This is a genomic window from Pantoea sp. Mb-10, from assembly GCF_021272205.1.
Taxonomy (GTDB): Bacteria; Pseudomonadota; Gammaproteobacteria; order Enterobacterales; family Enterobacteriaceae; genus Pantoea.
Genome location: NZ_JAJSDX010000004.1, coordinates 353,303 through 378,417, shown reverse-complemented (window position 1 = coordinate 378,417; position 25,115 = coordinate 353,303). Strand labels below are relative to the sequence as shown.

Here is a 25,115-nt window from a genome sequence, read left to right as displayed (position 1 = left end):
ATACTGCGACAAATTTGCCTTGAGGGTTCAAACAATTATGTACCAAGTTGTCGCAGCCACCATTAATCCGGCAAAAATTCGTGCCATTAGCCAGGCGTTCAACGACGTTTTCGGCGACGGATCCTGCCATATTCAAGGGGTCGAGGTCGAGAGCGGCGTGGCCGCACAGCCGTTAAGCGACAGCGAGACGCGTACCGGCGCACGCCAGCGCGTGGCGCATGCGCGCCAGCTGCGCCCGGCAGCGGATTTTTGGGTGGCGATTGAAGCGGGAATCGAGGGCGACAGTGCGTTTGCGTGGATGGTGATTGAGAATACCGCCCAGCGCGGTGAATCGCGCTCTGCCAGTTTCACGCTGCCGCCGGTGGTGATGGCTGGGCTTTCCGCGGGACGCGAGCTGGGGGACGAGATGGCGCGCCTGACTGGCGTCGACAATATCAAGCACAAAGGCGGGGCCATCGGCGCGTTTACGCAAGGCCGGCTCACCCGCGCCAGCGTCTATCATCAGGCGCTGATTCTGGCTTTATGCCCGTTTACGCATCCGCTCTATCACTCGTGATTGTCCGCCTGACCAAGCTGTGCCGTCAGCCAGCGTTTAAGCTCTGGCGGCGCCTCTTTGAGGCTGTTTGACCCGCGCGTGATGGTGGCAATGCCCACGCCCAGCGCATTTTTCAACTCCCGCTGGCTCATTTCGCCGTGCATTAGTTCCTCAATAATGCGCAAGCGCGTGCCAAATGCCTCCCGCTCGTCGGGCGTCATCATCAGCTGCAGCAGCGGCAGCGCAACGTCGTCGGCGAAGGCGTTTTGCATTAAGCGAACAAAACGTGGCCAGTTATCGTCACCGGACGAGTCCGACGCAATAGGGGCAGAAAGGGGATGCGGCATGAAGGGGCTTCCGTACTCATTAACGAGTACGGAAGCATAGCACAGCTAGTAGCGGCGATTCCACTCGCCGTCGGTCAGAATCTTATCCGGCTGGTCCATGAAATAGCGGTAGTAGGCATCATACGCCAACACGTTTTTCACGTAGCCGCGCGTTTCTGAGAACGGAATGGTTTCAATAAACGCCACCGGATCGAGCTTGCCCGCGCTGTTATTCAGCCAGCTGCGTACACGACCCGGCCCGGCATTATAGGCCGCTGACGAGAAGATACGGTTTTGGCCAAACTGCTGGAAGACATACTCCAGATACTGCGTACCGATCTGGATATTGGTCTGCGGATCCAGCAGTTGGCTACTGTTCACATAGCCGGGAATGTTGTACATCTTCACGGTATGCGTCGCCGTGGCAGGCATCACCTGCATCAGGCCGCTGGCTCCCACTGGCGAACGCGCTTTCGGGTTCCAGGCGCTCTCCTGGCGCGAAATCGCCATCGCGTAGCTGGGCGGGATGCTTTTATCACGCGTGTACTGCTGATAGAGGTTCTGCCACGCCAGCGGGAAGCGCTCTTTCAGGCTGTCCCACATTTTCGCGGTGATGGTGGCCTGCACGCTGAGATCCCACCAGTCTTGCTCATTGGCGTAACGCGCCAGCATCTGCTGCTGCGACAGGTTTTTACTGGCGATCAGATTGGCCCACTCGCTGCGCGCCAGGTTGTCCATGCCCCAGTACATCAGCTCGCGCACCCGCGCCATCTCCGGCCCTTGCACCACGCTGTTGTCCGCCGCAGGCGCCTTATCCACTTTCAGCGGATAGTCTACGCCCAGGCGCTGCGCGGCGACCATCGGATAAAAACCGCGCGCCTGCATCAGCTTCCGCAGCATCTCCTCGCCTTCTTCTTTACGCCCCTGCGACAGCAACAGGTCGGCCTGCCAGTATTGCCATTCATCTTTCTCTTTGGCTTCCACCGGCAACCGCGCGATCCAGGTATTCAACCCGCGGCGGTCGTTCTCACTGAGCGCCAGCCGCACGCGGCGCTCGACCAGCGCCGTAGAGTCGCTGTTCATGACGACCGCGTCACGCCAGCGCGCCTGCTCGGAAGTGAGATCGGCCCCCATCATGCGCCACACCACAATCTCTTTGAGATCCTGCTCTTCGGCCTGGCTCATTTTCTGCGCCTTCACCAGCTGCGGGATCATCATGCGCGCGTTGTCCATATCCTCCCGCGCCACGCGAGCGAACGCGTAGTTTGTCGCCATACGCGTAAAGTCCGTGGGGCCCAGCGTGCTGGCAAAGGTGGTCACGGTTTGCGGGTTTTGCTGCAAGGCAATCAGCGCGCTCGCGGTCGTTTGATAATCGGCTGGCAGCATCTTCGCCAGATAGTTCACCAGGCTGTCGTTGCCCGCCTTCATCGCCAGGCGAATACGCTCAAGGATGGTGATGGGCGAAAGTTGGCCGCTGGCCTGCCATACCGAAAACAGCCTGTCGCAATCGTTAGGCAACGCGGTGCCGCGCAGCCAAATCTGTTTGGCGCCGTCAAACGCCGCCTGCTGCTGCCCGGTGGCCCACTTCGCGTAATACCAGTTACAGCGCGCCTGCACCGGTTTGGGTTCCTGTTGGCTAAAGCTGATGATCCCTTGCCAATCCTGACGATGCGCCAGCACGTTCACAAACCGGGTGGAGAGCGAACGCGCAGGCGGCAGCGTCGGGTATTGCTGAATAAAGTTATTCACCGCCAGCGGCGTCTCTTGATCGAGATCCTGCGCCAGCAAGCGATATTGCAAATAAGGATAGAGCGGATAGTCCTGCAGGGTCGGCATGAGCTGCGCCACCTGGTCCATCTGATTGTTATCCCAGGCCTGCTTAATTTGCGCATAGCGCTGCCGCTGCTGATCCAGCGAGTCGGCCCATACGCTGCTGGCCGTGCTGACCAGGCAAACACCTATCATCCAGTTACGCCACTTCTCCACTACGCTCTCCTCTCAGTGCTGCGATCCGCTTATGCCAAACCCCTTTCATGCTAACCAGGGCCGCTCAGTGTTGCCATGTTCTTCACAAAATTTACCCAAACGCACCGCGATAGCACACGCTCTGCGCCGCACGTGTGCACGGAAACATAACAAAAACGTATTACTCATCATGGAGTTAAATCTAATCAGTGCGTTAGCGATTTGGCACGCGCTTTGCTCTGTTGAATGCCATCTTGTATACCAGCTGGAATTTTTTTATGGCACCCACCTTCGGTTACACCCTTCAGGCGTGGCAGCAGCGTTATCAACAGGACCCGCAGCAACTTCGTACGCTGCTGACCGCCCATCTCGACGCGCTTAACGCGCAAGACAATGCCTGGATCTACCTCGCGACACCCGCTCAGCTTGAGGCACAGATCGCCCCGCTGCTGGATCGCTACCAGCAGGATCCCACGGCGCTGCCGCTGTTCGGCGTGCCCTTTGCGGTCAAGGACAACATTGATGTGGCGGGTTGGCCCACCTCGGCCGCCTGCCCGGCGTTCACGTATACCGCGCAAGCCGATGCCACCGTAGTGGCGCGCCTGAAAGCGGCGGGCGCCGTGGTCGTGGGCAAAACCAATCTCGATCAATACGCCACCGGCCTGGTGGGAACCCGATCGCCGTTTGGCGCGGTGAGCAACACCTTTAACCCCGATTACGTGAGCGGCGGCTCCAGCTCCGGCTCGGCGTCGGTGCTGGCACGCGGGCTGGTGGCGTTCTCGCTCGGCACCGACACCGCAGGCTCCGGTCGCGTCCCGGCAGGGTTTAACAATATCATTGGGCTCAAACCCACCAAAGGCTGGCTCTCTGCGCGCGGCGTGGTGCCAGCCTGCCGCCTGAACGATACCGTGTCGGTATTTGCCTTAACGGTGGAGGATGCGTTCACCGTGGCCAACCTCGCCGCCGGGTATGACAAGGAAGATGCCTACTCGCGCATCTCGCCGCGCACTGCACCCGCCAGCCTCAATGCGCGTCCCCGCTTCGCCATTCCCGCTGCGGTGGAGTTTTTTGGCGATCGCCAGGCCGAGGACGCGTGGCTTGCCGCGCTGGCGCAACTTGAGGCGGAAGGAGCCACGCTGCATCCCATCGACTTTACCCCGTTCCACCAGCTTGCCGAGCAGCTCTATTACGGCCCGTGGGTAGCCGAACGCACCGTGGCGGTGGGCGAGATGATTCACCGCCCGCAGGAGATGGATCCGGTGGTGCACGGTATCGTCAGCAGCGGCCTGAAATACAGCGCGGTGGAGGCCTTCCAGGCAGAGTACCTGCGGGCAGAATACACGCGCCAGATTGCCGAGGCGCTGGCACCGTTCGACGCGCTGGTGGTGCCCACGTCGCCCACCATTCACACGCTGGACGAGATGAAACAGGAGCCGGTGCGCTACAACTCGCAGTTTGGCACTTACACCAACTTCACTAACCTCGCCGATTTAAGCGCGCTGGCGCTGCCCGGTCCCTTCCGCGCCGACGGCCTGCCCGCTGGCATTACGCTGATTGCTCCCGCCTGGCACGATCGCGCCCTCGCGGCGTTTGGTCTGCGCTGGCAGCACCGCCTGGCGCTGCCGCTGGGGGCCACCGGTGAGGCGCTGCCCGCCCAGCCTGCCGTGCTGCCGCCCTCAACGGCGCACGTGCGCGTGGCGGTGGTCGGCGCGCACCTCACCGGCATGCCGCTTAACCATCAGCTCACCTCGCGCGACGCGGTGCTGGTCACCGAGACGCACACCGCCGATAGCTACCGCCTGTTCGCCCTGCTGGACGGCCCCATCAAGAAACCGGGGCTGCTGCGCAGCGACCGCGGCGCCGCCATTACCGTTGAGCTGTGGGATATCCCGCTGGCGCGCTTTGGCGAGTTTGTCGCGGAGATCCCGGCCCCGCTGGGAATCGGATCGCTGACGCTGGCCGACGGCAGCAGCGTTAAAGGCTTTATTTGCGAGCCTGCGGCACTGACGCAGGCGCTGGAGATTACTGAATTTGGCGGCTGGCGTAACTGGCTCGCTGCGCAGGGGAGCAACTGATCATGTTCACAACTGTCCTGATTGCCAATCGTGGCGAGATTGCCTGTCGCGCCATTCGCACCCTCAAGCGCCTCGGCGTAAAAAGCGTGGCGGTCTATGCCGACGTCGATCGCAATGCCCAGCACGTTCGGGAGGCCGATATCGCCGTGGCGCTGGGCGGCGATAAAGCCAGCGACAGCTATCTGCGCATCGATAAAATTCTTGCGGCAGCGGAGGCAAGCGGCGCGCAGGCGATCTGGCCTGGCTACGGCTTCCTGTCGGAAAGCCTGCCCTTTGCCCACGCCTGCGAGCAGGCGGGCATGACGTTTATCGGCCCCACCGCCCAGCAGATCGGTGAGTTTGGTCTAAAACACCGCGCGCGCGAACTGGCGGCCGAAGCGGGCGTGCCGATGACGCCCGGCACGCCGCTGCTTGATACGCTGGATCAGGCGTTACAGGCGGCCGAGCGCATCGGCTATCCGGTGATGTTGAAAAGCACGGCGGGCGGTGGCGGCATCGGCCTGACGCGCTGCGCCGACGCTGCGGCACTGACCAGCGCCTGGGCGAGCGTGCGCCGCCTCGGCGAACAGTTCTTTAGCGATGCCGGGGTATTTCTGGAGCGCTGCATCGATCGCGCGCGCCACATTGAAGTGCAGATTTTTGGCGACGGGCGCGGCACCGTGGTGGCGCTGGGCGAGCGCGACTGTACATTGCAGCGCCGCAATCAAAAAGTGGTTGAAGAGACGCCCGCCCCCAACCTGCCGCAGGCCACGCGCGACGCCATGCTGGCGGCAGCGGTGCGCCTGGGCGAACGCGTAAACTACCGCAGCGCGGGCACGGTGGAGTACATCTACGATGCCGCGCAGGACGCCTTTTACTTTCTGGAGGTGAACACCCGCCTGCAGGTCGAGCATCCGATCACCGAGTGCGTCACCGGGCTGGATTTGGTGGAGTGCATGCTGAAGGTGGCCGCTGGCGAGGCGCTCGACTGGGCGCGCCTACAGCAGCCGCCACGGGGTGCCGCCATAGAAGTGCGGCTGTATGCCGAAGACCCGCTGAAAAACTTTCAGCCCAGCCCCGGCGTCCTCACCCACGTTGCGTTCCCGGGAGGCGTGCGCGTCGACAGCGGCGTCACCACCGGTAGCGAGGTCTCCGCCTTTTACGATCCGATGGTCGCCAAGCTGATCGTCCACGCCGAGACGCGCGACGCCGCGCTGGCCAACATGCAGCAGGCGCTGGCCGCAACGCAGCTGCACGGCATTGCCACCAACCTCGACTACCTGCGTCAGATTGTCGCCACCGAGGCGTTTCGCCACGCCGAGATGTGGACGCGCTTTCTGGACAGCTTTACTCCCGCCGCCAGCGCCATCGAAGTGCTGCAGCCCGGCACGTTTAGCAGCGTACAGGATTACCCTGGCCGTTTGGGCTATTGGGACATTGGCGTTCCGCCGTCCGGGCCGATGGACGATTACGCCTTTCGCCTGGCGAACCGCATAGTGGGCAACCACGACAGCGCCGCCGGGCTGGAATTCACGCTGCAAGGCCCGACGCTGCGCTTTCATGCCGCCGCCACGGTCGCACTGACCGGGGCAGACTGCCCGGCCGATCTGGATGGTGTACCGGTGGATTACTGGCAGCCCATTATGATCCGCGCCGGACAAACCCTGACGCTGGGCCGCGCGCGCAGCGGCTGCCGCACCTATCTGGCGGTGCGCAACGGCCTGGATGTGCCGGAATACCTCGGCAGCCGCGCCACCTTTACGCTGGGTCAGTTTGGCGGACACGCCGGGCGCACCCTGCGCGTGGCGGATATGCTGCCGATTGCGCAACCGGCGCTCGCTGCCTGCACCACGCCGGCGCCCGTCGATACCCCTTGCCCGCTCGACCCGGCGCGGGTGCCGCACTACGGCAGCGAATGGCGCATCGGCGTGCTCTATGGGCCGCACGGCGCGCCCGACTTCTTCACGCAAGCGGCCATCGACGAATTTTTTGCCAGCGACTGGCAGGTGCACTACAACTCCAACCGCCTTGGCGTGCGCCTGGTCGGCCCCAAACCGAGCTGGACCCGCGCCAACGGCGGCGAGGCCGGCTTGCATCCCTCTAACGTGCACGACTGCGAATACGCCATTGGCGCCGTGAACTTTACCGGCGATTTCCCGGTGATCCTGACGCACGACGGCCCGAGCCTGGGCGGTTTTGTCTGTCCGGTGACCATCGCCAAAGCCGAACTGTGGAAGGTGGGCCAGGTGAAGCCGGGCGATCGCATCCGCTTCTATCCCATCAGCGCGGAGGACGCGGTAGCGCGCGAGAAAGCGCAGACGCACAGCATCGCCACGCTGCGCCCAAGCCACGCGCCAGAGGCTGCGATGCCGTCGCTGGCCGCCACCGCCATGGGCTCCGCCACGCTGCTGGCCGCCCTGCCCGCCAGCGATACCACGCCAGCGGTGGCCTACCGCCAGGCGGGTGACAAATACGTCCTGATTGAATACGGCGACAACGTGCTGGACTTGGCGCTGCGCCTGCGCGTACACCTGCTGATGCAGGCGCTGCGCGCGCGTGCGGTGCCGGGGATTGCGGAGCTGTCACCGGGGGTGCGCTCGCTGCAGGTGCGCTATGACAGCCAGATACTGAGCCAGCCGCAGCTGATCGCGCTGCTGCTGGAACTGGAGGCGGAACTTGGCGATGTTAGCCAGCTAAAAGTGCCGTCGCGCACGGTATGGCTGCCGATGGCGTTCGAAGACAGCGCCACACTTGGCGCGGTGACGCGCTATCAAGAAACGGTGCGCGCCACCGCGCCGTGGCTGCCCAATAATGTCGACTTTATTCAACGCATCAACGGCCTGCCGAGCCGCGAGGCGGTGCGCGAGACGATTTTTTCCGCCAGCTATCTGATTCTGGGACTCGGCGACGTTTACCTCGGTGCGCCCTGCGCCGTGCCGATCGATCCCCGCCATCGCCTGCTGAGCTCCAAATACAGCCCGGCGCGCACCTTTACCGCCGAAGGCACGGTGGGTATCGGCGGCATGTACATGTGCATCTACGGCATGGATTCTCCCGGCGGCTACCAGCTGGTGGGTCGTACGCTGCCGATCTGGAACACGTTCTTGAAAAATGAGCAGTTTGCGGCGGGCCAGCCGTGGCTGTTGAAATTCTTTGATCAGGTGCGCTTCTATCCGGTGAGCGAAGCGGAGCTGACGCAGCTGCGCGACGATTTCCGCGAGGGGCGCGCCGCCATCCGCATTGAACACACCGAGTTTGATTTCGCCGCCCACCAGCACTTCCTCACCGAGCACGCCGCGTCCATTGCCGACTTCCGTCAGCGTCAGGCGGCAGCCTTTGAACAGGAGGTGGCCCACTGGGCGCACGAAGAGGAGAGCGCGCCGCCGATGCCGGAAGCCGCACCTGACGTGGGCGCGGAGGCGAGCGACGGCCACGCCGTGTGCGCCGACATGAACGGCAATATCTGGAAAGTGCTGGTGCAGCCTGGCGACGCGGTCGAGGCGGGCCAGACGCTGATCATCGTCGAAGCCATGAAAATGGAGCTGGCGATTGTGGCGCCGCAGTCGGGGGTGGTCGCACGCATTGCCTGTCAGGCGGGTCGCCCGGTCAGTCCCGGCGATACCCTGCTATGGCTGGCATAAACGGAGGCGCTATGGCGCAAAGCAGAAGTAAGCCGGAAGCGCTGGCGGAGAAAGTCTACCAGGCGCTCAAGCAGGATATTTTCGCCTTTCGCCTGATGCCGGGCGACCGCTTCAGCGAAAACGAAATCGCCGAGCGCCTCGGCGTGAGCCGCACGCCGGTCCGTCAGGCGCTGTTCTGGCTGGCCCGTGAGAACTACGTCGAGGTGTGGTTCCGCAGCGGCTGGCAGGTGCGTCCCTTTGATTTTGCCTATTTTGAGGAGCTGTACGATCTGCGCACCGTGCTGGAGCGCGAGGCAGTCAGGCGTCTGTGTGCGCTACCGCCGCTGGCCTGCGCCACCCAGCTCAACGCCCTGAAAGCGTTCTGGATGGACGCCGCCCCGCTCGATGAAGGCAAAGCGGTTTCTACCCACGATGAGGCGTTTCACATCGCACTGGTTGAGGCTGCGGGCAATCAGGAGATGACGCGCATTCACACGGAAATCACCGAGAAGATCCGCATTATCCGGCACCTCGATTTCACGCGGGAAGACCGCATTGCGGCCACCTATCGCGAACACGCGCTGATCCTGCGGGCCATTTTTCAGCAGCACACCGAGGAGGCGCAGCGCATTTTGACCGATCACATCGCCGTCAGTAAGGCGGAGGTCAGAAAGATCACCGTGCATATGTTACAGCAGGCTCGACTTCAACCAATTGAATGACAACATCCACACAGGCAGGGGTTTACTGATGAAGAGACGTTCATTGCTTAAGGTTTTTGCACTTTCCGCCACCGTGGTCGGCATGGGCCTCGCGTTTAGCGCGCAGGCCGCGGACACCATCAAAGTGGGCATCATGCATTCGCTCTCCGGCACCATGGCCATCTCTGAAACGCCGCTGAAGAACGTGGCGCTGATGACCATTGACGATATCAACGCCCACGGCGGTGTGCTGGGCAAAAAGCTGGAGCCGGTGGTGGTCGATCCCGCCTCTAACTGGCCGCTGTTCGCTGAGAAAGCGCGCCAGCTGCTGACGCAGGATAAGGTGGCGGTGGTGTTTGGCTGCTGGACGTCGGTGTCGCGTAAATCGGTGCTGCCGGTGTTTGAGGAGCTGAACGGCCTGCTGTTTTATCCGGTGCAGTACGAAGGCGAAGAGATGTCGCCCAACGTGTTTTATACCGGCGCGGCGCCGAATCAGCAGGCTATTCCGGCGGTGCAGTACCTGATGAGCGAAGACGGTGGCGCCGCCAAGCGCTTCTTCCTGCTGGGCACCGATTATGTCTATCCGCGCACCACCAATAAGATCCTGCGCGCCTTCCTGCACAGCAAAGGCGTGCAGGACAAGGATATCGAAGAGGTTTATACCCCGTTTGGCTACAGCGATTATCAAACCATTGTCGCCAACATCAAGAAGTTCTCCGCGGGCGGCAAAACCGCGGTGGTCTCCACCATTAACGGTGACTCCAACGTGCCGTTCTACAAAGAGCTGGCGAACCAGGGCATCACGGCCACCGATATTCCCGTCGTGGCGTTCTCGGTGGGCGAAGAAGAGCTGCGCGGCATCGATACCAAACCGCTGGTGGGGCAACTGGCGGCGTGGAACTACTTTGAGTCGGTGGACAACCCCACCAACGCCAAGTTTGTGGCGGATTACCGCGCCTGGGCTAAAGCGCATAACCTGCCGAAAGCCAACACCGTGGTCACCAACGATCCGATGGAAGCCACGTGGGTCGGCCTGCATATGTGGGCGCAGGCCGTGGAGAAAGCGGGCACCACCGACGTGGATAAAGTACGGGCGGCCATGGCGGGCCAGACCTTCAAGGCGCCGGACGGCTTCACGCTCACTATGGACCAAACCAACCACCATCTGCATAAGCCGGTGATGATTGGCGAAGTGGAAGACAACGGCCAATTTAACGTGGTGTGGCAAACCGATCAGCCGATTCGCGCGCAGCCGTGGAGCCCGTATATCGCCGGTAACGATAAAAAACCGGATCACCCGGTGAAGTCAGCGCCGTAACGCGGCGGCCCGCGCTATCGTCATCCCCGCACGACGGACGCGCCCGCTGGCGCCCCGTCGTGCCTACCTTTACAAGGTTCGAATCATGCGTGTGTATCACTCTTTTTTCAGCCTGCTGCTGGTGCTGCTGCCGTGGCTGGCGCAGGCGGGCGATGCCGCCGATTTCGTGGCCGCCAGCCGCAGCAACCAAGCCACGCTGCTGCAACAGTGGGCCGCCGCGCCGCAACCTGCTCGTCTGCCGCTGTTGCAGGCGCTGCGTGATGAAACGGTGGTGGTGGATACCCAGCACCAGCCGTTCAGCCGCCAGGCGGACCGTCTGGTGCCGCTTGACCAGGCGCAACAGCCCAGCGGCGACAGCAAAAAGCTGTTTATGAATAACCGCCTGCGCGTGTTGGTTGCCCGCGCCCTTGCCGCCCACCAGCTGGTGAGTGACCAGGCCGACGTGCGCCTGCACGCCGCGCAGCAGTTGCAAAACGCGGACAGCAGCGATCTGCTGCCGCTGCTGGAACAGCGGCTGGCCGTAGAAAAAGAGGCGACGGTCCACGCCGCGCTGGCGATGGCCGTCGCCACTGTGCAACTCAGTAGCCCCGAGCCCGCCGCGCGCCTGCGTGCCGTCACCCTGCTGGGCACCTCAGACGATCCGCTGATGCAGGCCAGCCTGACGCGCCTGACGCAGGCCAGCAATGAGCCGGACGCGCAGGTGCGTGCCGCCGCCGCCGCCAGTTTGCAGCAGATCAAACAGCGCCTGATGTGGGGCGATCTGCTCGGCCAAGCCTTTAGCGGCCTGTCTCTGGGGTCGATTCTGCTGCTGGCCGCGCTGGGCCTGGCGATCACCTACGGGCTGCTCGGGGTGATCAACATGGCGCACGGCGAAATGCTGATGCTGGGCGCCTATGCCACCTGGCTGGTGCAAAACCTGTTTCAGCAGTATGCCCCGCAGTGGCTGGCGTGGTATCCGCTGCTGGCGCTGCCGGTGGCGTTTTGCCTCACGGCCGCGATGGGCATGCTGCTGGAGCGCACCGTGATCCGCCACCTGTATGGCCGCCCGCTGGAGACGCTGCTGGCCACGTGGGGCATTAGCCTAATGCTGATTCAGCTGGTGCGCATGCTGTTTGGCACGCAGAACCTCGAGGTCGCCAACCCAAGCTGGCTCTCCGGCGGCTGGCAGATCCTGCCGAATCTTGTGCTGCCGTATAACCGGCTGGCGGTGATCCTGTTTGTGGTGGCCATTTTGGTGCTCACCTGGCTACTGCTGAACAAAACGCGGCTGGGCCTGAGCGTGCGCGCCGTGACGCAAAACCGCGCCATGGCGGACTGCTGCGGTGTGCCCACCGGGCGTATCGATATGCTGGCGTTTGGCCTGGGCTCTGGCATTGCCGGTCTCGGCGGCGTAGCGCTGTCGCAGTTGGGCAATGTCGGCCCAGAGCTGGGCCAGGGCTACATCATCGACTCGTTTTTGGTGGTGGTGCTGGGCGGCGTGGGCCAGCTGGCGGGCACCGTGGTCGCCGCGCTGGGGTTAGGCATTCTCAACAAGCTGCTGGAGCCGCAAATTGGCGCGGTGCTGGGCAAAATCTTGATTCTGGGACTGATTGTGTTGTTTATCCAAAAACGGCCGCAGGGGCTGTTTGCCGTGAAAGGGAGGGTGATTGACTGATGAGCTTACCCCTGACGTTACGCGCGGTGCGCCATGCGCCCCGCCTCTCGCTTGGCGCAGGCGCCATCGCCACCGCCCTGCTGCTGCTGCTGCCGTTCTGCGCGCTGCTGCCTGCCACGCACCCGCTGGCGGTATCAACCTATACGCTCACGCTGGTGGGCAAGATCCTCTGCTACGCCACCGTGGCGGTGGCGCTGGATTTGGTGTGGGGCTACGCCGGTTTACTGTCGCTGGGGCACGGTCTGTTTTTTGCGCTGGGCGGGTATGCCATGGGCATGTACCTGATGCGCCAGGCCGCCGGAGACGGGCTGCCGGCGTTTATGTCGTTTCTGTCGTGGCGCGCGCTGCCGTGGTTCTGGACCGGAACACAGCACTTTATGTGGGCACTGTGCCTGATTGTACTGGTGCCCGGCCTGCTGGCGCTGGTGTTTGGCTTCTTTGCCTTTCGTTCGAAAATCAAAGGCGTTTACTTCTCCATCATGACGCAGGCGTTAACCTGGGCAGGCATGCTGCTGTTCTTCCGCAATGAAACCGGCTTTGGCGGCAACAACGGCTTCACCGGCTTTACCACGCTGCTGGGCTTCAACGTGACCGCCACCGGCACGCGCATTGGGCTGTTTATCGCCACCGTGCTGCTGCTGCTGTTCAGCCTCGCGCTGGGGTTTGCGCTGGCGCGCAGCAAGTTTGGTCGCGTGCTTACCGCCGTGCGCGATGCGGAGAATCGCCTGCTGTTCATCGGCTACGATCCGCGCGGGTTTAAGCTGTTCGTCTGGACGCTTTCGGCGGTGCTGTGTGGCCTGGCCGGCGCGCTCTATGTGCCGCAGGTGGGCATCATCAATCCCAGCGAGATGTCCCCGACCAATTCCATTGAGGCGGCGATCTGGGTGGCGCTGGGCGGGCGCGGCACGCTGATTGGACCGCTACTGGGGGCCGGCATTGTCAACGGGGCCAAAAGCTGGTTTACCGTGGCCTTCCCGGAGTACTGGCTCTTTTTCCTCGGCCTGATGTTTATCCTCGTTACGCTGTTTTTGCCGCGCGGCGTAATCGGCTTATTACGCGGGAGGCGCCATGACTGACGCACTGTTTACCCAACCGCAAGCGGCCGATCGCCACCGCGTTCAAACCGATCCGGTGCTGCAACTGGAGGCGATCAGCGTTGCGTTCGACGGCTTTCGCGCCTTGACCGATCTGTCGTTACAGATAGGCGTCGGCGAACTGCGCTGTGTCATCGGCCCCAACGGCGCGGGAAAAACCACATTAATGGATGTGATCACTGGCAAAACCCGCCCTGACGCGGGCCGCGTTTTCTACGATCAGGACACCGATCTTACCGCGCTGTCGCCGGTGGCGATCGCCCGTGCCGGCATTGGCCGCAAGTTTCAAAAGCCCACGGTATTTGAAGCCCTCACGGTGTTTGAGAATCTGGAGATCGCCCTGAAAAATGACAAATCGGTGTGGGCCAGCCTGCGCGCGCGCTTAACCAGCGCGCAGCGCGATCGCATCGACGAAACCCTCACGCTGCTGCGGCTGGGCGGGGAACGCCAGCGCCCGGCCGGGCTGCTGTCGCACGGGCAAAAGCAGTTTTTGGAGATCGGCATGCTGCTGGTGCAAGACCCGCATTTGCTGCTACTGGACGAACCCGCAGCGGGCATGACCGACGCCGAGACCGCGTATACCGCCGAGCTGTTTCGCGGCCTCGCGGGCAAACACTCGTTGATGGTGGTGGAGCACGACATGGGCTTTGTGGAGAGCATCGCCGATCGCGTGACGGTACTGCACCAGGGCCAGGTGCTGGCGGAAGGATCGCTGCGCGAGGTGCAGGCCAACGAGCAGGTTATTGAGGTTTACTTGGGGCGCTAACATGTTACAGGTATCGGATCTGAATCAATATTATGGCGGCAGCCACATCTTGCGCGGCCTGTCGTTCGAGGCGCAGCCAGGGGAAATCACCTGTCTGCTGGGGCGTAACGGCGTTGGCAAGACCACGCTGTTAAAGTGCCTGATGGGCTTGATTCCGGCGAAGTCCGGCGAGATCCGCTGGCAGGGCCACCTGATCAACGGCCGACGGCCACACCAGCGCGTACAGGCGGGTATTGCCTATGTGCCGCAGGGGCGCGAAATTTTCCCCCGGCTCACCGTGGAAGAGAATCTGCTGCTGGGGCTGTCGCGCTTTCCCGCCGCGCAGGCTAACCGCGTCCCTGACGAGATTTACCAACTGTTTCCCGTGTTGCACCAGATGCGCACGCGACGCGGCGGCGATCTCTCCGGCGGCCAACAGCAGCAGTTGGCCATTGGCCGCGCGCTGGCGTGTCGGCCGCAGCTGCTGATTCTGGATGAGCCCACCGAAGGGATCCAACCCTCGGTGATCAAAGAGATCGGCGCGGTGATCCACCAGCTGGCACAGCGCGGTGACATGGCGATCCTGCTGGTAGAGCAGTTTTATGATTTCGCCGCCGAGCTGGCAGACCGCTATCTGGTGATGTCACGCGGCGAGATTGTGCAGCGCGGCGCGGGCAGCGACATGGAGACCGACGGCGTGCGTGGGCTTGTGGCGATTTGAGAGGCAAACGGACGGCAATTTAAGGTAAGATGACGTCCGCCCAGCGCAGGCGTGCTCAATCCCTTCATTTTTGTGAAGTTTGTCATGATCGCGCGCGTAAAGCGGCTGCACCGCTGCCGCCAGGGGCGACGTCAACATACCGCGGATGACACACCACAGAGAGACGCATGGAAACCCGGCGCGAAGAACGTATCAACAAGCTGGCGCAGGCGCTGAAACGCACCGATAAGCTGCACTTAAAAGAGGCGGCCCAGCTGCTGGGCGTCTCGGAGATGACGGTGCGCCGCGATCTCGCCGAGCCCGCCTCCACGGTGGTGCTGCTCGGCGGCTATATCGTGAGCGATCCGAAACACCACGCCGGGCGCTACTTTATCTCCGACCAGTACGGACAAAACGCCGTGCGCAAGCAGCGGCTGGCGCAGGCGGCCGTGACGCTTATCGACGAAAATGACACGGTGTTTTTCGACTGCGGCACCACCCTGCCCTACGTGATTGACGCACTGCCGGACACGCTGCGGTTTACCGCTATTTGCTGCGCCATGAATACTTTTCTGGCGCTGAAAGAGAAACCGGCGTGCACCGTGATTCTAAGCGGCGGCGAGTTTCATGCCGACAACGCGCTGTTTACGCCGGTGGGCGAACACGCCATCCTTGACCATCTCTGCCCGACGCTGGCGTTTATCTCGGCGGCGGGTATTGATGCCCAGCAGGGCGCCACCTGTTACAACCTCAACGAGGTTGCGATCAAGCACTACGCCATGCGGCGATCGCGCCGGCGCGTGCTGGTGGCCGACAGCAGTAAATATGGCAAGGTGCTGCCCGCGCGCATTGGGCCGTTGACCCAGTTCGATCTGCTGGTGAGCGACAGCGCGCCCGACGATGCGCTGCGCAGCTGGCTCCAGCAGCAAGCGCTGCCGCTGTGCCTGCCGTCCCCCTGACTGCTCTTGCCTTCGCTTGCTGAGGGCGTTTGCTGAATAAGAATCAGGCGGTTACTCACCGGCGTGCACGGCATCGCACGTTTCCCCGAGGAAGCGGCTGTGATTGCCGGGTGAAAACCGCTAAACTTCTGCCTTTGACGTTCCACCACTCACAGACCAAGAGGCTCATTCCAACGTGGCTCAATTCGTCTATAGCATGCATCGCGTCGGCAAAGTGGTTCCGCCGAAGCGTCACATTCTGAAGAACATCTCCCTTAGCTTCTTCCCCGGCGCCAAAATTGGCGTGCTCGGCCTGAACGGCGCGGGTAAATCTACCCTGCTGCGCATCATGGCGGGCATCGATAAAGATATCGAAGGGGAAGCACGCCCGCAGCCGGGCATTAAAGTGGGTTATCTGCCGCAGGAGCCGCAGCTCAATCCTGAACACACCGTGCGTGAATCGGTTGAAGAAGCCGTCTCCGAAGTGGTTGGCGCGCTGAAGCGCCTGGACGAGGTGTACGCGCTGTACGCCGATCCCGATGCCGACTTCGACAAACTGGCCGCTGAGCAAGGCCGTCTGGAAGAGGTTATCCAGGCGCACGACGGTCACAACCTGGAAACCCAGCTGAACCGCGCCGCCGACGCCATGCGTCTGCCGGAGTGGGATGCCAAGATCGGCACGCTGTCGGGCGGTGAACGCCGTCGCGTCGCGCTGTGTCGTCTGCTGCTGGAAAAGCCGGACATGCTGCTGCTCGACGAACCCACCAACCACCTGGATGCAGAATCCGTGGCGTGGCTGGAGCGCTTCCTGCATGACTTCGAAGGCACCGTGGTGGCGATCACCCACGACCGTTACTTCCTGGATAACGTCGCCGGCTGGATTCTGGAGCTGGACCGCGGTGAAGGTATTCCGTGGGAAGGCAACTACTCCTCGTGGCTGGAGCAGAAAGATCAGCGTCTGGCGCAGGAAGCGTCTCAGGAAGCGGCACGCCGTAAATCCATTGAGAAAGAGCTGGAGTGGGTGCGTCAGGGCACCAAAGGCCGTCAGTCCAAGGGCAAAGCCCGTCTGGCGCGCTTTGAAGAGCTGAACAACAGCGATTACCAGAAGCGTAACGAAACCAACGAACTGTTCATTCCACCTGGCGCGCGCCTCGGCGATAAAGTGCTGGAAGTGAAAAACCTGAGCAAGTCGTACGGCGATCGCGTGCTGATCGACGATCTCTCCTTCTCGCTGCCGAAAGGCGCGATCGTCGGCATCATCGGCCCCAACGGTGCGGGTAAATCCACGCTGTTCCGCATGATGTCGGGTCAGGAGCAGCCGGATTCCGGCACCATTGAGCTGGGTGAAACCGTTAAGCTGGCGTCGGTGGATCAGTTCCGTGACGCCATGGATAACGCGAAAACCGTGTGGGAAGAAGTATCCGGTGGTCAGGACATTATGCGCATCGGCAACACCGAGATGCCGAGCCGCGCCTATGTCGGCCGCTTTAACTTCAAAGGCACCGATCAGGGCAAACGCGTCGGCGAACTGTCGGGCGGTGAGCGCGGTCGTCTGCACCTGGCAAAACTGCTGCAGGTGGGCGGCAACTTGCTGCTGCTGGATGAACCGACCAACGACCTGGATATCGAAACCCTGCGCGCGCTGGAAAACGCCCTGCTGGAGTTCCCAGGCTGCGCGATGGTGATCTCGCACGACCGCTGGTTCCTCGACCGCATCGCCACCCACATCATCGATTATCAGGATGAGGGCAAGGTGGAGTTCTTCGAAGGTAACTTCACCGAATACGAAGAGTACAAAAAACGCACGCTGGGCGCGGAAGCGCTGGAGCCGAAGCGTATCAAGTACAAGCGTATGGCGAAGTAATCGCTACGATGAAAAAAGGCGCCGCAAGGCGCCTTTTTTATGTCGCGTTAGCTGCCCAGCATCTGCCGGACCAGCTCGACGCAGCGCAGGAAGCGCGTGTCATAGTCATCTTCTTTGACATGCACAAACGCGATGTTGTTTTCACGCAGCATGGTGATCAGCATCGACTGAAACTCACGGCGATCCATTGAACTGCCCAGGCTGCGTAAGCCGTCGGCCACCCACGGCACATTGTTCTCCAGCAGGATCACCAGATCGAAGCGATACTCATCCACCAGCGCCTGCACGAACGGGTGCTCGCGCCCCTCGTACTTCAGGCAAAACGCCTGCGTGGTAATAAAGTCGGTGTCGATAAACGCCACTTTATTGGCATATTTCACTGCAAAATCAATGTACTGCGCTTGGCCGAGCGCAATCTTGTCATAGTCAGAATATTGCAGCGCCATCTCATCGCCACCGAGGTGGGAAAACACATAATCGCGGCCATACTCCCAGGCGCTGGTGGTGTTGAAGATGTTGGCCAGCTTATTCACCAGCGTGGATTTGCCGCTGGATTCGCCGCCGAGCACCGCCACGGTGCGCACAAAGAACGGTTTCACTTCCGTGGGAATGTACTCCCAATAGCGGAAAGGATCTTCGCGGATCTGACTGCCGCTGATATTCATAAACGAGCGGCTGGGATCGATCACCACCGCCGGGATCCCCAGATGCTGTTGATACATCGGCGCATCCGGCGCCTCGCTGGTGTAGACGCAGTCCGGCTCAATGCCCTGATTGGCAAGGAACGCTTTTACCCCATTGCTCCACACATCCCAGCCGTGGGGATACGGCTCAATGCCCTCTTCATTGAAGGAGTGGATGCGGATATTTTTCTGATACTTAAACGTTTGCAGCAGCCAACGCAGACGATCGCTGACGGTGGGCTGCCGTGACATCGCGCTCTGCTCAAACAGCTCGCGGTCGCGCGGCTCATCATGGCCCATGATGATGTGCAGCTCGTCCACCTGGCTGCAGGCGCGCTGAATTAAGTAAATATGCCCGGTGTGCAGCGGGTAAAACTTACCGAACACCACGCCCACGGTTTTCTCACGGCGAGGAAACTCCAGCCCGAGGAAGCGGTGCAGCGCTTCGAGCTTTTGCGCGCTCGGGCTTTTGATCTTGGCGTTCAGCAGTTGGCTCAGATAGCCTTTGGTCATGCCGCTGGCGTCAGCCACCTGCTGCAACGTGTGTCCCTGCTGGCGAATGGCGGTTTTTAGGTAGTCGAACGAGGACATGATGAGCCTCCTGCGTAAAAAAGAAAGCGGCGAGCCAAACGCTTACAGCTCGTCCAGAATGGCCAGCGCATCCGCCAGTTTTTTGGCACTAAACACCTGCATGCCATCCATCGCTTTTTTGGGCGCGTTGCCCGCGGGCACGATCGCGCGTTTAAAGCCGTGCTTGGCCGCCTCAGAAATACGCTCCTGACCGCTGGGCACCGGACGGATCTCGCCTGCCAGCCCCACTTCGCCGAAGATCACCAGATCCTGCGGCAGCGGGCGATCGCGCAGGCTGGAGACCATCGCCAGCAGCAGCGCCAGATCGGCGCTGGTCTCGGTGACTTTCACCCCGCCGACCACATTCACGAACACGTCCTGATCCGCCATTTGTAAGCCGCCGTGACGGTGCAGCACCGCCAGCAGGATCGCCAGGCGGTTCTGCTCAAGCCCTACTGCCACGCGGCGCGGATTGCCCATCATGGAGTGATCCACCAGCGCCTGAATCTCCACAAGCAGCGGGCGCGTGCCTTCCCACACCACCATCACCGAGCTGCCGGCGGTGATTTCGTCGCCGCGCGACAGGAAAATCGCTGAGGGATTGCTGACTTCGCGCATGCCCTGCTCGGTCATGGCGAACACGCCTAACTCGTTGACTGCGCCAAAGCGGTTTTTGTGGCTGCGCAGGGTGCGGAAACGCGAATCGGCATCGCCGTCCAGCATCACCGAGCAGTCAATGCAGTGCTCCAGCACCTTTGGCCCCGCCAGCGAGCCATCTTTGGTGACGTGGCCGACCATCACGATGGCCACGCCGCGCGTTTTGGCGAAGCGCGTCAGGTAGGCGGCGGTTTCGCGCACCTGCGCCACGCTGCCCGGCGACGACTGGATATCCGCCATGTGCATCACCTGGATCGAGTCAATCACCATCAGCTTTGGCTGCTCTTGTTCGGCGATCTGGCAGATCTGCTCAATGCTGGTTTCCGACAGCATATTGAGATTGTCCGCAGGCAGCCCGAGGCGGTGCGCGCGCATCGCCACCTGCTGCAAAGACTCTTCGCCGGTGACGTAGAGGGTTTTCATGTCCTGCGCCAGCTTGCACATCACTTGCAGCAGCAGCGTAGATTTCCCCGCGCCCGGATTGCCGCCAATCAGAATGGCGCTGCCCGGGACGACACCGCCGCCCAGCACGCGGTCGAACTCTTTAAACCCGGTGGAGAAACGCGGCAGCGCTTCAAGGCTGATTTCCGACAGCTTCTGCACCCGGCTCGGGCCAGCGCTGCCGGCGTAGCCGCTCAGACGCTCGTTGCGCGCCACGGTTGGCGAGGCGGCAATGCGCACCTCGGTAATGGTGTTCCATGCGTGGCAGGCGCTGCATTGCCCCTGCCAGCGCGGATAATCTGCGCCACATTCGTTACAAACGAAGGCGCGTTTTGCCGCTTTGGCCAAATCAACTCCTCAGTTAACGCTCTTCGTGAATCAGACTGCCGGTGAGAATGCAGAACACGCCCATCAGGTCCGCATGGCGGATAGTGATGGCCGCCTGCTCGTTCACTTTAGGTTTAGCATGGTAGGCGATACCCAGCGCGGCGGCTTTGATCATCGGCAGATCGTTGGCGCCGTCGCCAATCGCCACGGTTTGCTCCGGGGCGATGTCAAAACGCTGGGCCAGCGCCGTCAGGGTATCGGCTTTATATTGCGCATCGACGATCTGGCCGATCACTTCGCCGGTCAGCTTGCCGTCGCGCATCGCTAATTCGTTGGCCACCGCTGCCGCCAGATGCAGCGTTTGCCGCAGGTGATCCGCGTAGTAGGTGAAGCCGCCGGAGGCGATGGCCACCTGCCAGCCCAGCGCCTGTAACTTATGCACCAGCGTGGTCAGGCCGGGCATCAGCGGCAGCGCATCACGCACCTGCTTCAGAATGTTGGCATCGGCGCCCGCCAGCTTGCTGACGCGCTCGCGCAGGCTGGCTTTGAAATCCAGCTCGCCGCGCATCGCGCGCTCCGTGACGTCAGCCACTTCGTCACCGCAGCCCGCCAGTTTGGCGATTTCATCAATACATTCGATCTGAATGGCGGTGGAGTCCATGTCCATCACCAGCAAGCCCGGCGTTTTGAGGTGCGGGATCTTGCCCAGCGGCGCGACGTCAAAGCCTGCCGCATGCGCCAACTTGGTGGCGCGCGGCGTGAGGGAGCCCGCCAGCCGAATCACGTGATAGTCATCGACGTTCCAGGCGCTGACGATCACCATCGCGGCGCCCAGCTGATGCTGGTAATCGGTGAGTTTCTGCTTGTCGAGTCCGCGCCCATACAGCAGCCAGCCCGTACGGCCAGCACGGTAGTCCAGCGGCATCACTTCATCCCCGCTGAGAGAAAGAGGTAAACCCGGCCAGAGAGAGACATCGGTGGGCAGGTCGCACCAGGTAAGACGATTTGGCATTACAGCTCCTGTAGGGACAACAAAACCACGCAAGAGGCTACCTTGTCTGCGTCGGTTCTGGCAACATAATTGCCAGCCTTTCTGCTGTTACGTCACACGGGTCTCTGATGGTCAAAACCGCACTGAAATTCCGCCTGCATCGCACGGTGATCGTTCTCATCTCAATGGCCCTGCTGGTGGTTCTGATGCAAGGCGCATCCTGGTTTAGCCTCGGCCATCAAATGGCGCGATCGGAACAGGTGGAAGAGCTGGCCCATACGCTGACGCGCCAGGTGGCGTTCAGCTTAAAGCCGCTAATGGACAACAGCGATGATAACCGCGCGCAGATCGGCGCCATTCTTAATCAGCTCACCGACAACAGCCGGATTTTGGATGCCTCTGTGTATGCCGATGATGGCAGCCTGGTGGCGCACAGCGGTGAAAGCATTAACGTGCGCGATCGCCTGGCGCTGGACGGCAAACGGGCGGGCAGCTACTTCAATCATCAAATCGTCCAGCCGCTGGAAGGCAAAGAGGGGCCGCAGGGATTTTTGCGCGTCACGCTGGACACGCACGTTCTGGTGACGGAGTCGCGCCAGGTGGATAACACCACCAACATTCTGCGCTTGATGATGCTGCTGGCGCTGGCCATCGGCATTATTCTGACCCGAACGCTGTTGCGTCACCGCCGCACCCGCTGGCAGCAGTCGCCGTTCTTGCTCACCGCGAGCCGCACGGTACAGGAAGATCGGGACGAGGACGCCAGCGCCGCGGAGCGCGAGGAAAAGCGCTAAGCGCGAATCAGCCCTGCGTGAGCAACGCGTGCAGCTCGGCGAGGTTTTTCACCTGCCAGTCGGGTTTGATCGCGTCGGGCAGTGGCCGCGTACCGTGATCGATCCAGCACGTTTTCACCCCGGCATTCATTCCGCCTAAAATATCGGACTCCGGCGTGTCGCCCACCATCAGCACCCGGCGGCGATCCGGGTTGCCCAGCCGCGCCAGCGTATGATCAAAAATGGCCGCGTCTGGCTTGGGCACACCCACCTGCTCGGAGATCACCACCGCGTCAAACACGTCGCGGAAACCGGTGCGTTCGAGGCGCGCCTGCTGCAGCGCGGTGAAGCCATTGGTGATAATGGCGAGCTTGACCTGCCCTTTCAACATCGCCAGCAGTTCGGCGGCGCCGTCCAGCGGCAGGCAGATCTCTGCCATGGCGTTCAGAAAATCGCTGTTAAGCGCTTCCGGCGCCACGCTGAGTTTTTCTCCCCACAGCGTAAAACGGCGCGTTTGCAATTGCAGCGCCGAGATGGTGCCGTTTTGGTAATCCACCCACAGCGGTTTGTTCACCGCCTGATAGTCGGCGTAGTCGCTGTCGGTAAAGTGCACGTCGTAGCGGGCAAATACGCGCTGCAACCCCGCATAGGCGTCGAAATGGAAAAGGGTATCGTCCGCATCAAACAGAATGCAGTCCCAATCGTTTAACATGATTATCCTCAGCGTTGATTACAGCGTGAGCGCCATGATAATGGCATCTTCACGCCCATGGGCGGTAGGGTAATAGTTGGGCCGGCGGCTGACCTGATGAAAATCCAGCTGCTCATACAGGGCGATGGCGGGCTGATTCGAGGCGCGCACTTCCAGCCACAGCGTCATGACGTCGCGTTTTTCCAACTCGGCGATCACCTGCTGCAACAGCTGGCGTCCGTAGCCGCGGCGCTGGAAGTCGGGATCGATAGCAATATTGAACAGGGACGCTTCATCCAGCACCACCTGCGTAATGGCAAAACCGGCGAGGCGGCCTTCCGCCTCCAGGCGGTAATTCATAAAGCGCTCACCCTGATTGCTGACGAACGTCTGTTCACTCCACGGAAAGGCGTGGGCGCGGCGTTCAATCGCCAGCAGCTGCGGCAGATCGTCAGGGGTGATGAAAGAGAAGGTTGTCATGGTCACACATCTGTTGCCACAGCGCGCGTTTTGCCGCGCCGCTGCTGATTAATTCATTGAAAACGGCGGTATGCAGCGCCACGCCGCTGAAGGGATGCGGGCTGTCGATGCCCAGTAACCATCCGACGCATTCAACCTTTTCGGGCAGCATCGGCAGCTGCTCTGGCGTCAGCGTCATCACCTGCTCCGGTTGAATCTGCAATACGCGCAGCACATCGCCAATTAGCGGTTCCTGTAACGCTGGCGCATGTTCAGCCACCATCACCAGACGCGTGCCGGGCGCCAGCGTCACGGCGATTTCCCCTTGCAGCACCCGCGGACGCCGCAGCTGGTACTGCGTAATCCCCATTTGCTGTAGAAGCCAGTCACGCCTTGTGCTCATGCCATTACCCGTTAAGCCATCTGAATGCGACGCTATGCTAGCAAACCCATCGAACATGCGCCAACAAAGCACTATAATCGCCGCTCTGATTTAACAGGAGCGTTCCATGTCTGCTTTTACCCCGGCCAGCGAAGTGATTCTGCGCCACAGTGATGAATTTACCGCCCGCCACGTACTGTTTGCTGGCGATCTGCAGGATGACCTGCCCGCCCAGCTAGAGACGGCATCCAGTCGCGTGCACACCCAGCAGTACCATCACTGGCAGAACCTGAGCCGTCGCCTCGGTGAACAGGCGACGTTTAGCCTGATTGCCCGCGCTGAAGATGTTGCCGGTTGCGATACGCTGGTTTACTACTGGCCCAAAAACAAACCCGAAGCGCAGTTCCAGCTGCAAAACGTGCTGTCGCTGCTGCCCGTGGGCTGCGATATTTTTGTCGTGGGTGAAAACCGCAGCGGCGTGCGCAGTGCGGAAGGCATGCTGGACGCGTGGGCGACGCTGGAGAAAATCGACAGCGCCCGGCGCTGTGGCCTGTACCACGGTCGCCTCGACACGCAGCCGAGTTTCGATCCCAGCCGCTTTGGCCACACCTATCCGCTGGACGATCTCACCATTCACACGCTGCCGGGCGTATTTAGCCGTGACGGCCTGGATATGGGGAGCGATTTACTGCTTTCAACGCTCACCCCCCACACCAAAGGCAAAGTGCTGGACGTCGGCTGCGGCAGCGGCGTGCTCGCCACCGTGCTGGCGCAGCACTCGCCAAAAGTGCGCCTGTGGCTGTGCGACGTGCACGCGGCGGCGCTGGAAGCCAGTAAAGCCACGCTGGCCGCCAACGGCCTGGAAGGGGAAGTGTTTGCCAGTAACGTCTTCTCGGATGTCACCGGGCGCTTTGATCTGATCCTCTCGAATCCGCCGTTCCACGATGGCATGCAAACCAGTCTGGATGCCGCTCAGGCCCTGATTCGCGGCGCGCTCAAGCACCTGAACAGCGGCGGCGAACTGCGTATCGTGGCCAACGCCTTCCTGCCGTATCCGCAAATCCTTGATGAGGCGTTCGGCAATCACGAAGTCCTGGCGCAGACCGGACGGTTCAAAGTCTATCGCGCGGTGTATGGCCGCGGTGCCAAAGCGCGCTAATCGCCCCGTCTGACGCGTCGCGGCGGTGAAACGTTGCTTTTTGCAGCGATCGTTTCACCGTCGTGAAATATGTGTTGACGCAATGAGTAAAATCTCTAAAATGCGCCTCCGTGGTTAGCAATACTGTGAAGTATTGTCGGTATGCGAAGGTGGCGGAATTGGTAGACGCGCTAGCTTCAGGTGTTAGTGTCCTTACGGACGTGAGGGTTCAAGTCCCTCTCTTCGCACCACTCTAATCACAAGGTTTATATCGCGTGCACTGCGCGAAGGTGGCGGAATTGGTAGACGCGCTAGCTTCAGGTGTTAGTGTTCTTACGGACGTGAGGGTTCAAGTCCCTCTCTTCGCACCATGCGGTGATATAAACAGACAACGACGATGCGAAGGTGGCGGAATTGGTAGACGCGCTAGCTTCAGGTGTTAGTGTTCTTACGGACGTGAGGGTTCAAGTCCCTCTCTTCGCACCACTG

General features: G+C 61.5%; 21 protein-coding genes and 3 tRNA genes. 16 read left to right on the top strand and 8 right to left on the bottom strand.

Annotated elements, in window-relative coordinates; all coding sequences use genetic code 11:
• The first annotated feature begins 37 nt into the window (after positions 1–37).
• The gene (gene yjjX, locus LU196_RS10590) at positions 38–556 is read left to right on the top strand and encodes an inosine/xanthosine triphosphatase (protein WP_232759247.1); all 519 of its coding nucleotides are present in this window, start codon (positions 38–40) and stop codon (positions 554–556) included.
• Here the strand turns inward: yjjX and trpR are convergent.
• On the bottom strand, positions 547–882 hold the full coding sequence (gene trpR, locus LU196_RS10585; RefSeq protein ID WP_232759246.1) for a trp operon repressor: 336 nt from the start codon (positions 880–882) through the stop codon (positions 547–549). The genes yjjX and trpR overlap by 10 nt on opposite strands.
• Positions 883–927: 45 nt before the next feature.
• Positions 928–2,847 (bottom strand): murein transglycosylase, encoded by a 1,920-nt coding sequence (sltY, locus tag LU196_RS10580; protein ID WP_232759245.1) that lies wholly within the window; start codon positions 2,845–2,847, stop codon positions 928–930.
• A gap of 257 nt (positions 2,848–3,104) precedes the next feature.
• On the opposite strand from sltY, the gene atzF reads away from it, so the two are divergent.
• The 10 genes from atzF to ettA all read left to right on the top strand — a co-directional run bounded on the left by atzF (position 3,105) and on the right by ettA (position 17,514).
• Complete coding sequence (gene atzF / locus LU196_RS10575; RefSeq protein ID WP_232759244.1) at positions 3,105–4,901, top strand: allophanate hydrolase; 1,797 nt, start codon at positions 3,105–3,107, stop codon at positions 4,899–4,901.
• A 2-nt stretch (positions 4,902–4,903) separates the two neighbouring features.
• Positions 4,904–8,521 carry an urea carboxylase gene (uca, locus tag LU196_RS10570; RefSeq protein ID WP_232759243.1) on the top strand — a complete coding sequence of 1,206 codons (3,618 nt, stop codon included), beginning with the start codon at positions 4,904–4,906 and terminating at the stop codon, positions 8,519–8,521.
• Positions 8,522–8,532: 11 nt separating this feature from the next.
• Positions 8,533–9,222 carry a GntR family transcriptional regulator gene (locus LU196_RS10565; RefSeq protein ID WP_232759242.1) on the top strand — a complete coding sequence of 230 codons (690 nt, stop codon included), beginning with the start codon at positions 8,533–8,535 and terminating at the stop codon, positions 9,220–9,222.
• Between the two features lie 28 nt (positions 9,223–9,250).
• Complete coding sequence (urtA, locus tag LU196_RS10560) at positions 9,251–10,519, top strand: urea ABC transporter substrate-binding protein (RefSeq protein WP_232759241.1); 1,269 nt, start codon at positions 9,251–9,253, stop codon at positions 10,517–10,519.
• 85 nt (positions 10,520–10,604) lie between these two features.
• Positions 10,605–12,173: an urea ABC transporter permease subunit UrtB gene (urtB, locus tag LU196_RS10555; RefSeq protein WP_232759240.1), complete on the top strand. Its 1,569-nt coding sequence runs from the start codon at positions 10,605–10,607 to the stop codon at positions 12,171–12,173.
• A complete protein-coding gene (gene urtC, locus LU196_RS10550; RefSeq protein WP_232759239.1) occupies positions 12,173–13,249 on the top strand; it encodes an urea ABC transporter permease subunit UrtC in 1,077 nt (358 codons plus the stop codon). The genes urtB and urtC overlap by 1 nt, the downstream gene beginning before the upstream one ends.
• Positions 13,242–14,033, top strand: a complete 792-nt coding sequence (urtD, locus tag LU196_RS10545) for an urea ABC transporter ATP-binding protein UrtD (protein ID WP_232759238.1) — start codon at positions 13,242–13,244, stop codon at positions 14,031–14,033. Before urtC ends, urtD begins: the two co-directional genes overlap by 8 nt.
• Before the next feature lies 1 nt (position 14,034).
• The gene (gene urtE, locus LU196_RS10540; protein WP_232759237.1) at positions 14,035–14,733 is read left to right on the top strand and encodes an urea ABC transporter ATP-binding subunit UrtE; all 699 of its coding nucleotides are present in this window, start codon (positions 14,035–14,037) and stop codon (positions 14,731–14,733) included.
• Positions 14,734–14,900: 167 nt separating this feature from the next.
• Positions 14,901–15,671 (top strand): DNA-binding transcriptional repressor DeoR, encoded by a 771-nt coding sequence (deoR, locus tag LU196_RS10535; RefSeq protein ID WP_232759236.1) that lies wholly within the window; start codon positions 14,901–14,903, stop codon positions 15,669–15,671.
• Between the two features lie 175 nt (positions 15,672–15,846).
• Positions 15,847–17,514: an energy-dependent translational throttle protein EttA gene (gene ettA / locus LU196_RS10530; RefSeq protein WP_232759235.1), complete on the top strand. Its 1,668-nt coding sequence runs from the start codon at positions 15,847–15,849 to the stop codon at positions 17,512–17,514.
• 47 nt (positions 17,515–17,561) lie between these two features.
• Here the strand turns inward: ettA and nadR are convergent, their stop codons facing one another.
• Genes nadR through serB form a run of 3 tightly spaced genes read right to left on the bottom strand, consistent with a single transcriptional unit; the run spans position 17,562 to position 21,204 of the window.
• Complete coding sequence (gene nadR, locus LU196_RS10525) at positions 17,562–18,788, bottom strand: multifunctional transcriptional regulator/nicotinamide-nucleotide adenylyltransferase/ribosylnicotinamide kinase NadR (RefSeq protein WP_232759234.1); 1,227 nt, start codon at positions 18,786–18,788, stop codon at positions 17,562–17,564.
• 42 nt (positions 18,789–18,830) lie between these two features.
• A complete protein-coding gene (gene radA, locus LU196_RS10520) occupies positions 18,831–20,213 on the bottom strand; it encodes a DNA repair protein RadA (protein ID WP_232759233.1) in 1,383 nt (460 codons plus the stop codon).
• Positions 20,214–20,226: 13 nt separating this feature from the next.
• Positions 20,227–21,204 (bottom strand): phosphoserine phosphatase, encoded by a 978-nt coding sequence (gene serB / locus LU196_RS10515; RefSeq protein ID WP_232759232.1) that lies wholly within the window; start codon positions 21,202–21,204, stop codon positions 20,227–20,229.
• Positions 21,205–21,311: 107 nt separating this feature from the next.
• Between serB and LU196_RS10510 the strand changes: the two genes are divergently transcribed.
• Entirely contained in the window at positions 21,312–21,977 is a 666-nt protein-coding gene (locus LU196_RS10510; protein WP_232759231.1) for a YtjB family periplasmic protein, read from the top strand.
• A 7-nt stretch (positions 21,978–21,984) separates the two neighbouring features.
• On the opposite strand, the gene yjjG is transcribed toward LU196_RS10510, so the two are convergent.
• The 3 genes from yjjG to LU196_RS10495 are packed head-to-tail and all read right to left on the bottom strand — an operon-like array spanning position 21,985 to position 23,509.
• Entirely contained in the window at positions 21,985–22,668 is a 684-nt protein-coding gene (gene yjjG / locus LU196_RS10505; RefSeq protein WP_232759230.1) for a pyrimidine 5'-nucleotidase, read from the bottom strand.
• Between the two features lie 18 nt (positions 22,669–22,686).
• Positions 22,687–23,127, bottom strand: a complete 441-nt coding sequence (gene rimI / locus LU196_RS10500) for a ribosomal protein S18-alanine N-acetyltransferase (RefSeq protein WP_232759229.1) — start codon at positions 23,125–23,127, stop codon at positions 22,687–22,689.
• Positions 23,099–23,509 (bottom strand): DNA polymerase III subunit psi, encoded by a 411-nt coding sequence (locus LU196_RS10495; RefSeq protein WP_232759228.1) that lies wholly within the window; start codon positions 23,507–23,509, stop codon positions 23,099–23,101. The genes rimI and LU196_RS10495 overlap by 29 nt, the downstream gene beginning before the upstream one ends.
• A gap of 106 nt (positions 23,510–23,615) precedes the next feature.
• Between LU196_RS10495 and rsmC the strand changes: the two genes are divergently transcribed.
• The 4 genes from rsmC to LU196_RS10475 all read left to right on the top strand — a co-directional run bounded on the left by rsmC (position 23,616) and on the right by LU196_RS10475 (position 25,112).
• Positions 23,616–24,647: a 16S rRNA (guanine(1207)-N(2))-methyltransferase RsmC gene (rsmC, locus tag LU196_RS10490; RefSeq protein WP_232759227.1), complete on the top strand. Its 1,032-nt coding sequence runs from the start codon at positions 23,616–23,618 to the stop codon at positions 24,645–24,647.
• A gap of 143 nt (positions 24,648–24,790) precedes the next feature.
• Positions 24,791–24,877: transfer RNA gene (locus LU196_RS10485), tRNA-Leu, on the top strand.
• 33 nt (positions 24,878–24,910) lie between these two features.
• Positions 24,911–24,997, top strand: a tRNA-Leu gene (locus tag LU196_RS10480).
• Positions 24,998–25,025: 28 nt separating this feature from the next.
• A tRNA-Leu gene (locus LU196_RS10475) sits at positions 25,026–25,112 on the top strand.
• Positions 25,113–25,115: the final 3 nt, after the last annotated feature.

Bases quoted from the DNA above. Each gene is read 5' to 3' on its own strand.
- yjjX (WP_232759247.1), top strand. From the start codon at position 38: ATGTACCAAGTTGTCGCAGCCACCATTAATCCGGCAAAAATTCGTGCC.
- trpR (WP_232759246.1), bottom strand. From the start codon at position 882: ATGCCGCATCCCCTTTCTGCCCCTATTGCGTCGGACTCGTCCGGTGAC.
- atzF (WP_232759244.1), top strand. From the start codon at position 3,105: ATGGCACCCACCTTCGGTTACACCCTTCAGGCGTGGCAGCAGCGTTAT.
- uca (WP_232759243.1), top strand. From the start codon at position 4,904: ATGTTCACAACTGTCCTGATTGCCAATCGTGGCGAGATTGCCTGTCGC.
- LU196_RS10565 (WP_232759242.1), top strand. From the start codon at position 8,533: ATGGCGCAAAGCAGAAGTAAGCCGGAAGCGCTGGCGGAGAAAGTCTAC.
- urtA (WP_232759241.1), top strand. From the start codon at position 9,251: ATGAAGAGACGTTCATTGCTTAAGGTTTTTGCACTTTCCGCCACCGTG.
- urtB (WP_232759240.1), top strand. From the start codon at position 10,605: ATGCGTGTGTATCACTCTTTTTTCAGCCTGCTGCTGGTGCTGCTGCCG.
- urtC (WP_232759239.1), top strand. From the start codon at position 12,173: ATGAGCTTACCCCTGACGTTACGCGCGGTGCGCCATGCGCCCCGCCTC.
- urtD (WP_232759238.1), top strand. From the start codon at position 13,242: ATGACTGACGCACTGTTTACCCAACCGCAAGCGGCCGATCGCCACCGC.
- urtE (WP_232759237.1), top strand. From the start codon at position 14,035: ATGTTACAGGTATCGGATCTGAATCAATATTATGGCGGCAGCCACATC.
- deoR (WP_232759236.1), top strand. From the start codon at position 14,901: ATGGAAACCCGGCGCGAAGAACGTATCAACAAGCTGGCGCAGGCGCTG.
- nadR (WP_232759234.1), bottom strand. From the start codon at position 18,788: ATGTCCTCGTTCGACTACCTAAAAACCGCCATTCGCCAGCAGGGACAC.
- serB (WP_232759232.1), bottom strand. From the start codon at position 21,204: ATGCCAAATCGTCTTACCTGGTGCGACCTGCCCACCGATGTCTCTCTC.
- LU196_RS10510 (WP_232759231.1), top strand. From the start codon at position 21,312: ATGGTCAAAACCGCACTGAAATTCCGCCTGCATCGCACGGTGATCGTT.
- yjjG (WP_232759230.1), bottom strand. From the start codon at position 22,668: ATGTTAAACGATTGGGACTGCATTCTGTTTGATGCGGACGATACCCTT.
- rimI (WP_232759229.1), bottom strand. From the start codon at position 23,127: ATGACAACCTTCTCTTTCATCACCCCTGACGATCTGCCGCAGCTGCTG.
- LU196_RS10495 (WP_232759228.1), bottom strand. From the start codon at position 23,509: ATGAGCACAAGGCGTGACTGGCTTCTACAGCAAATGGGGATTACGCAG.
- rsmC (WP_232759227.1), top strand. From the start codon at position 23,616: ATGTCTGCTTTTACCCCGGCCAGCGAAGTGATTCTGCGCCACAGTGAT.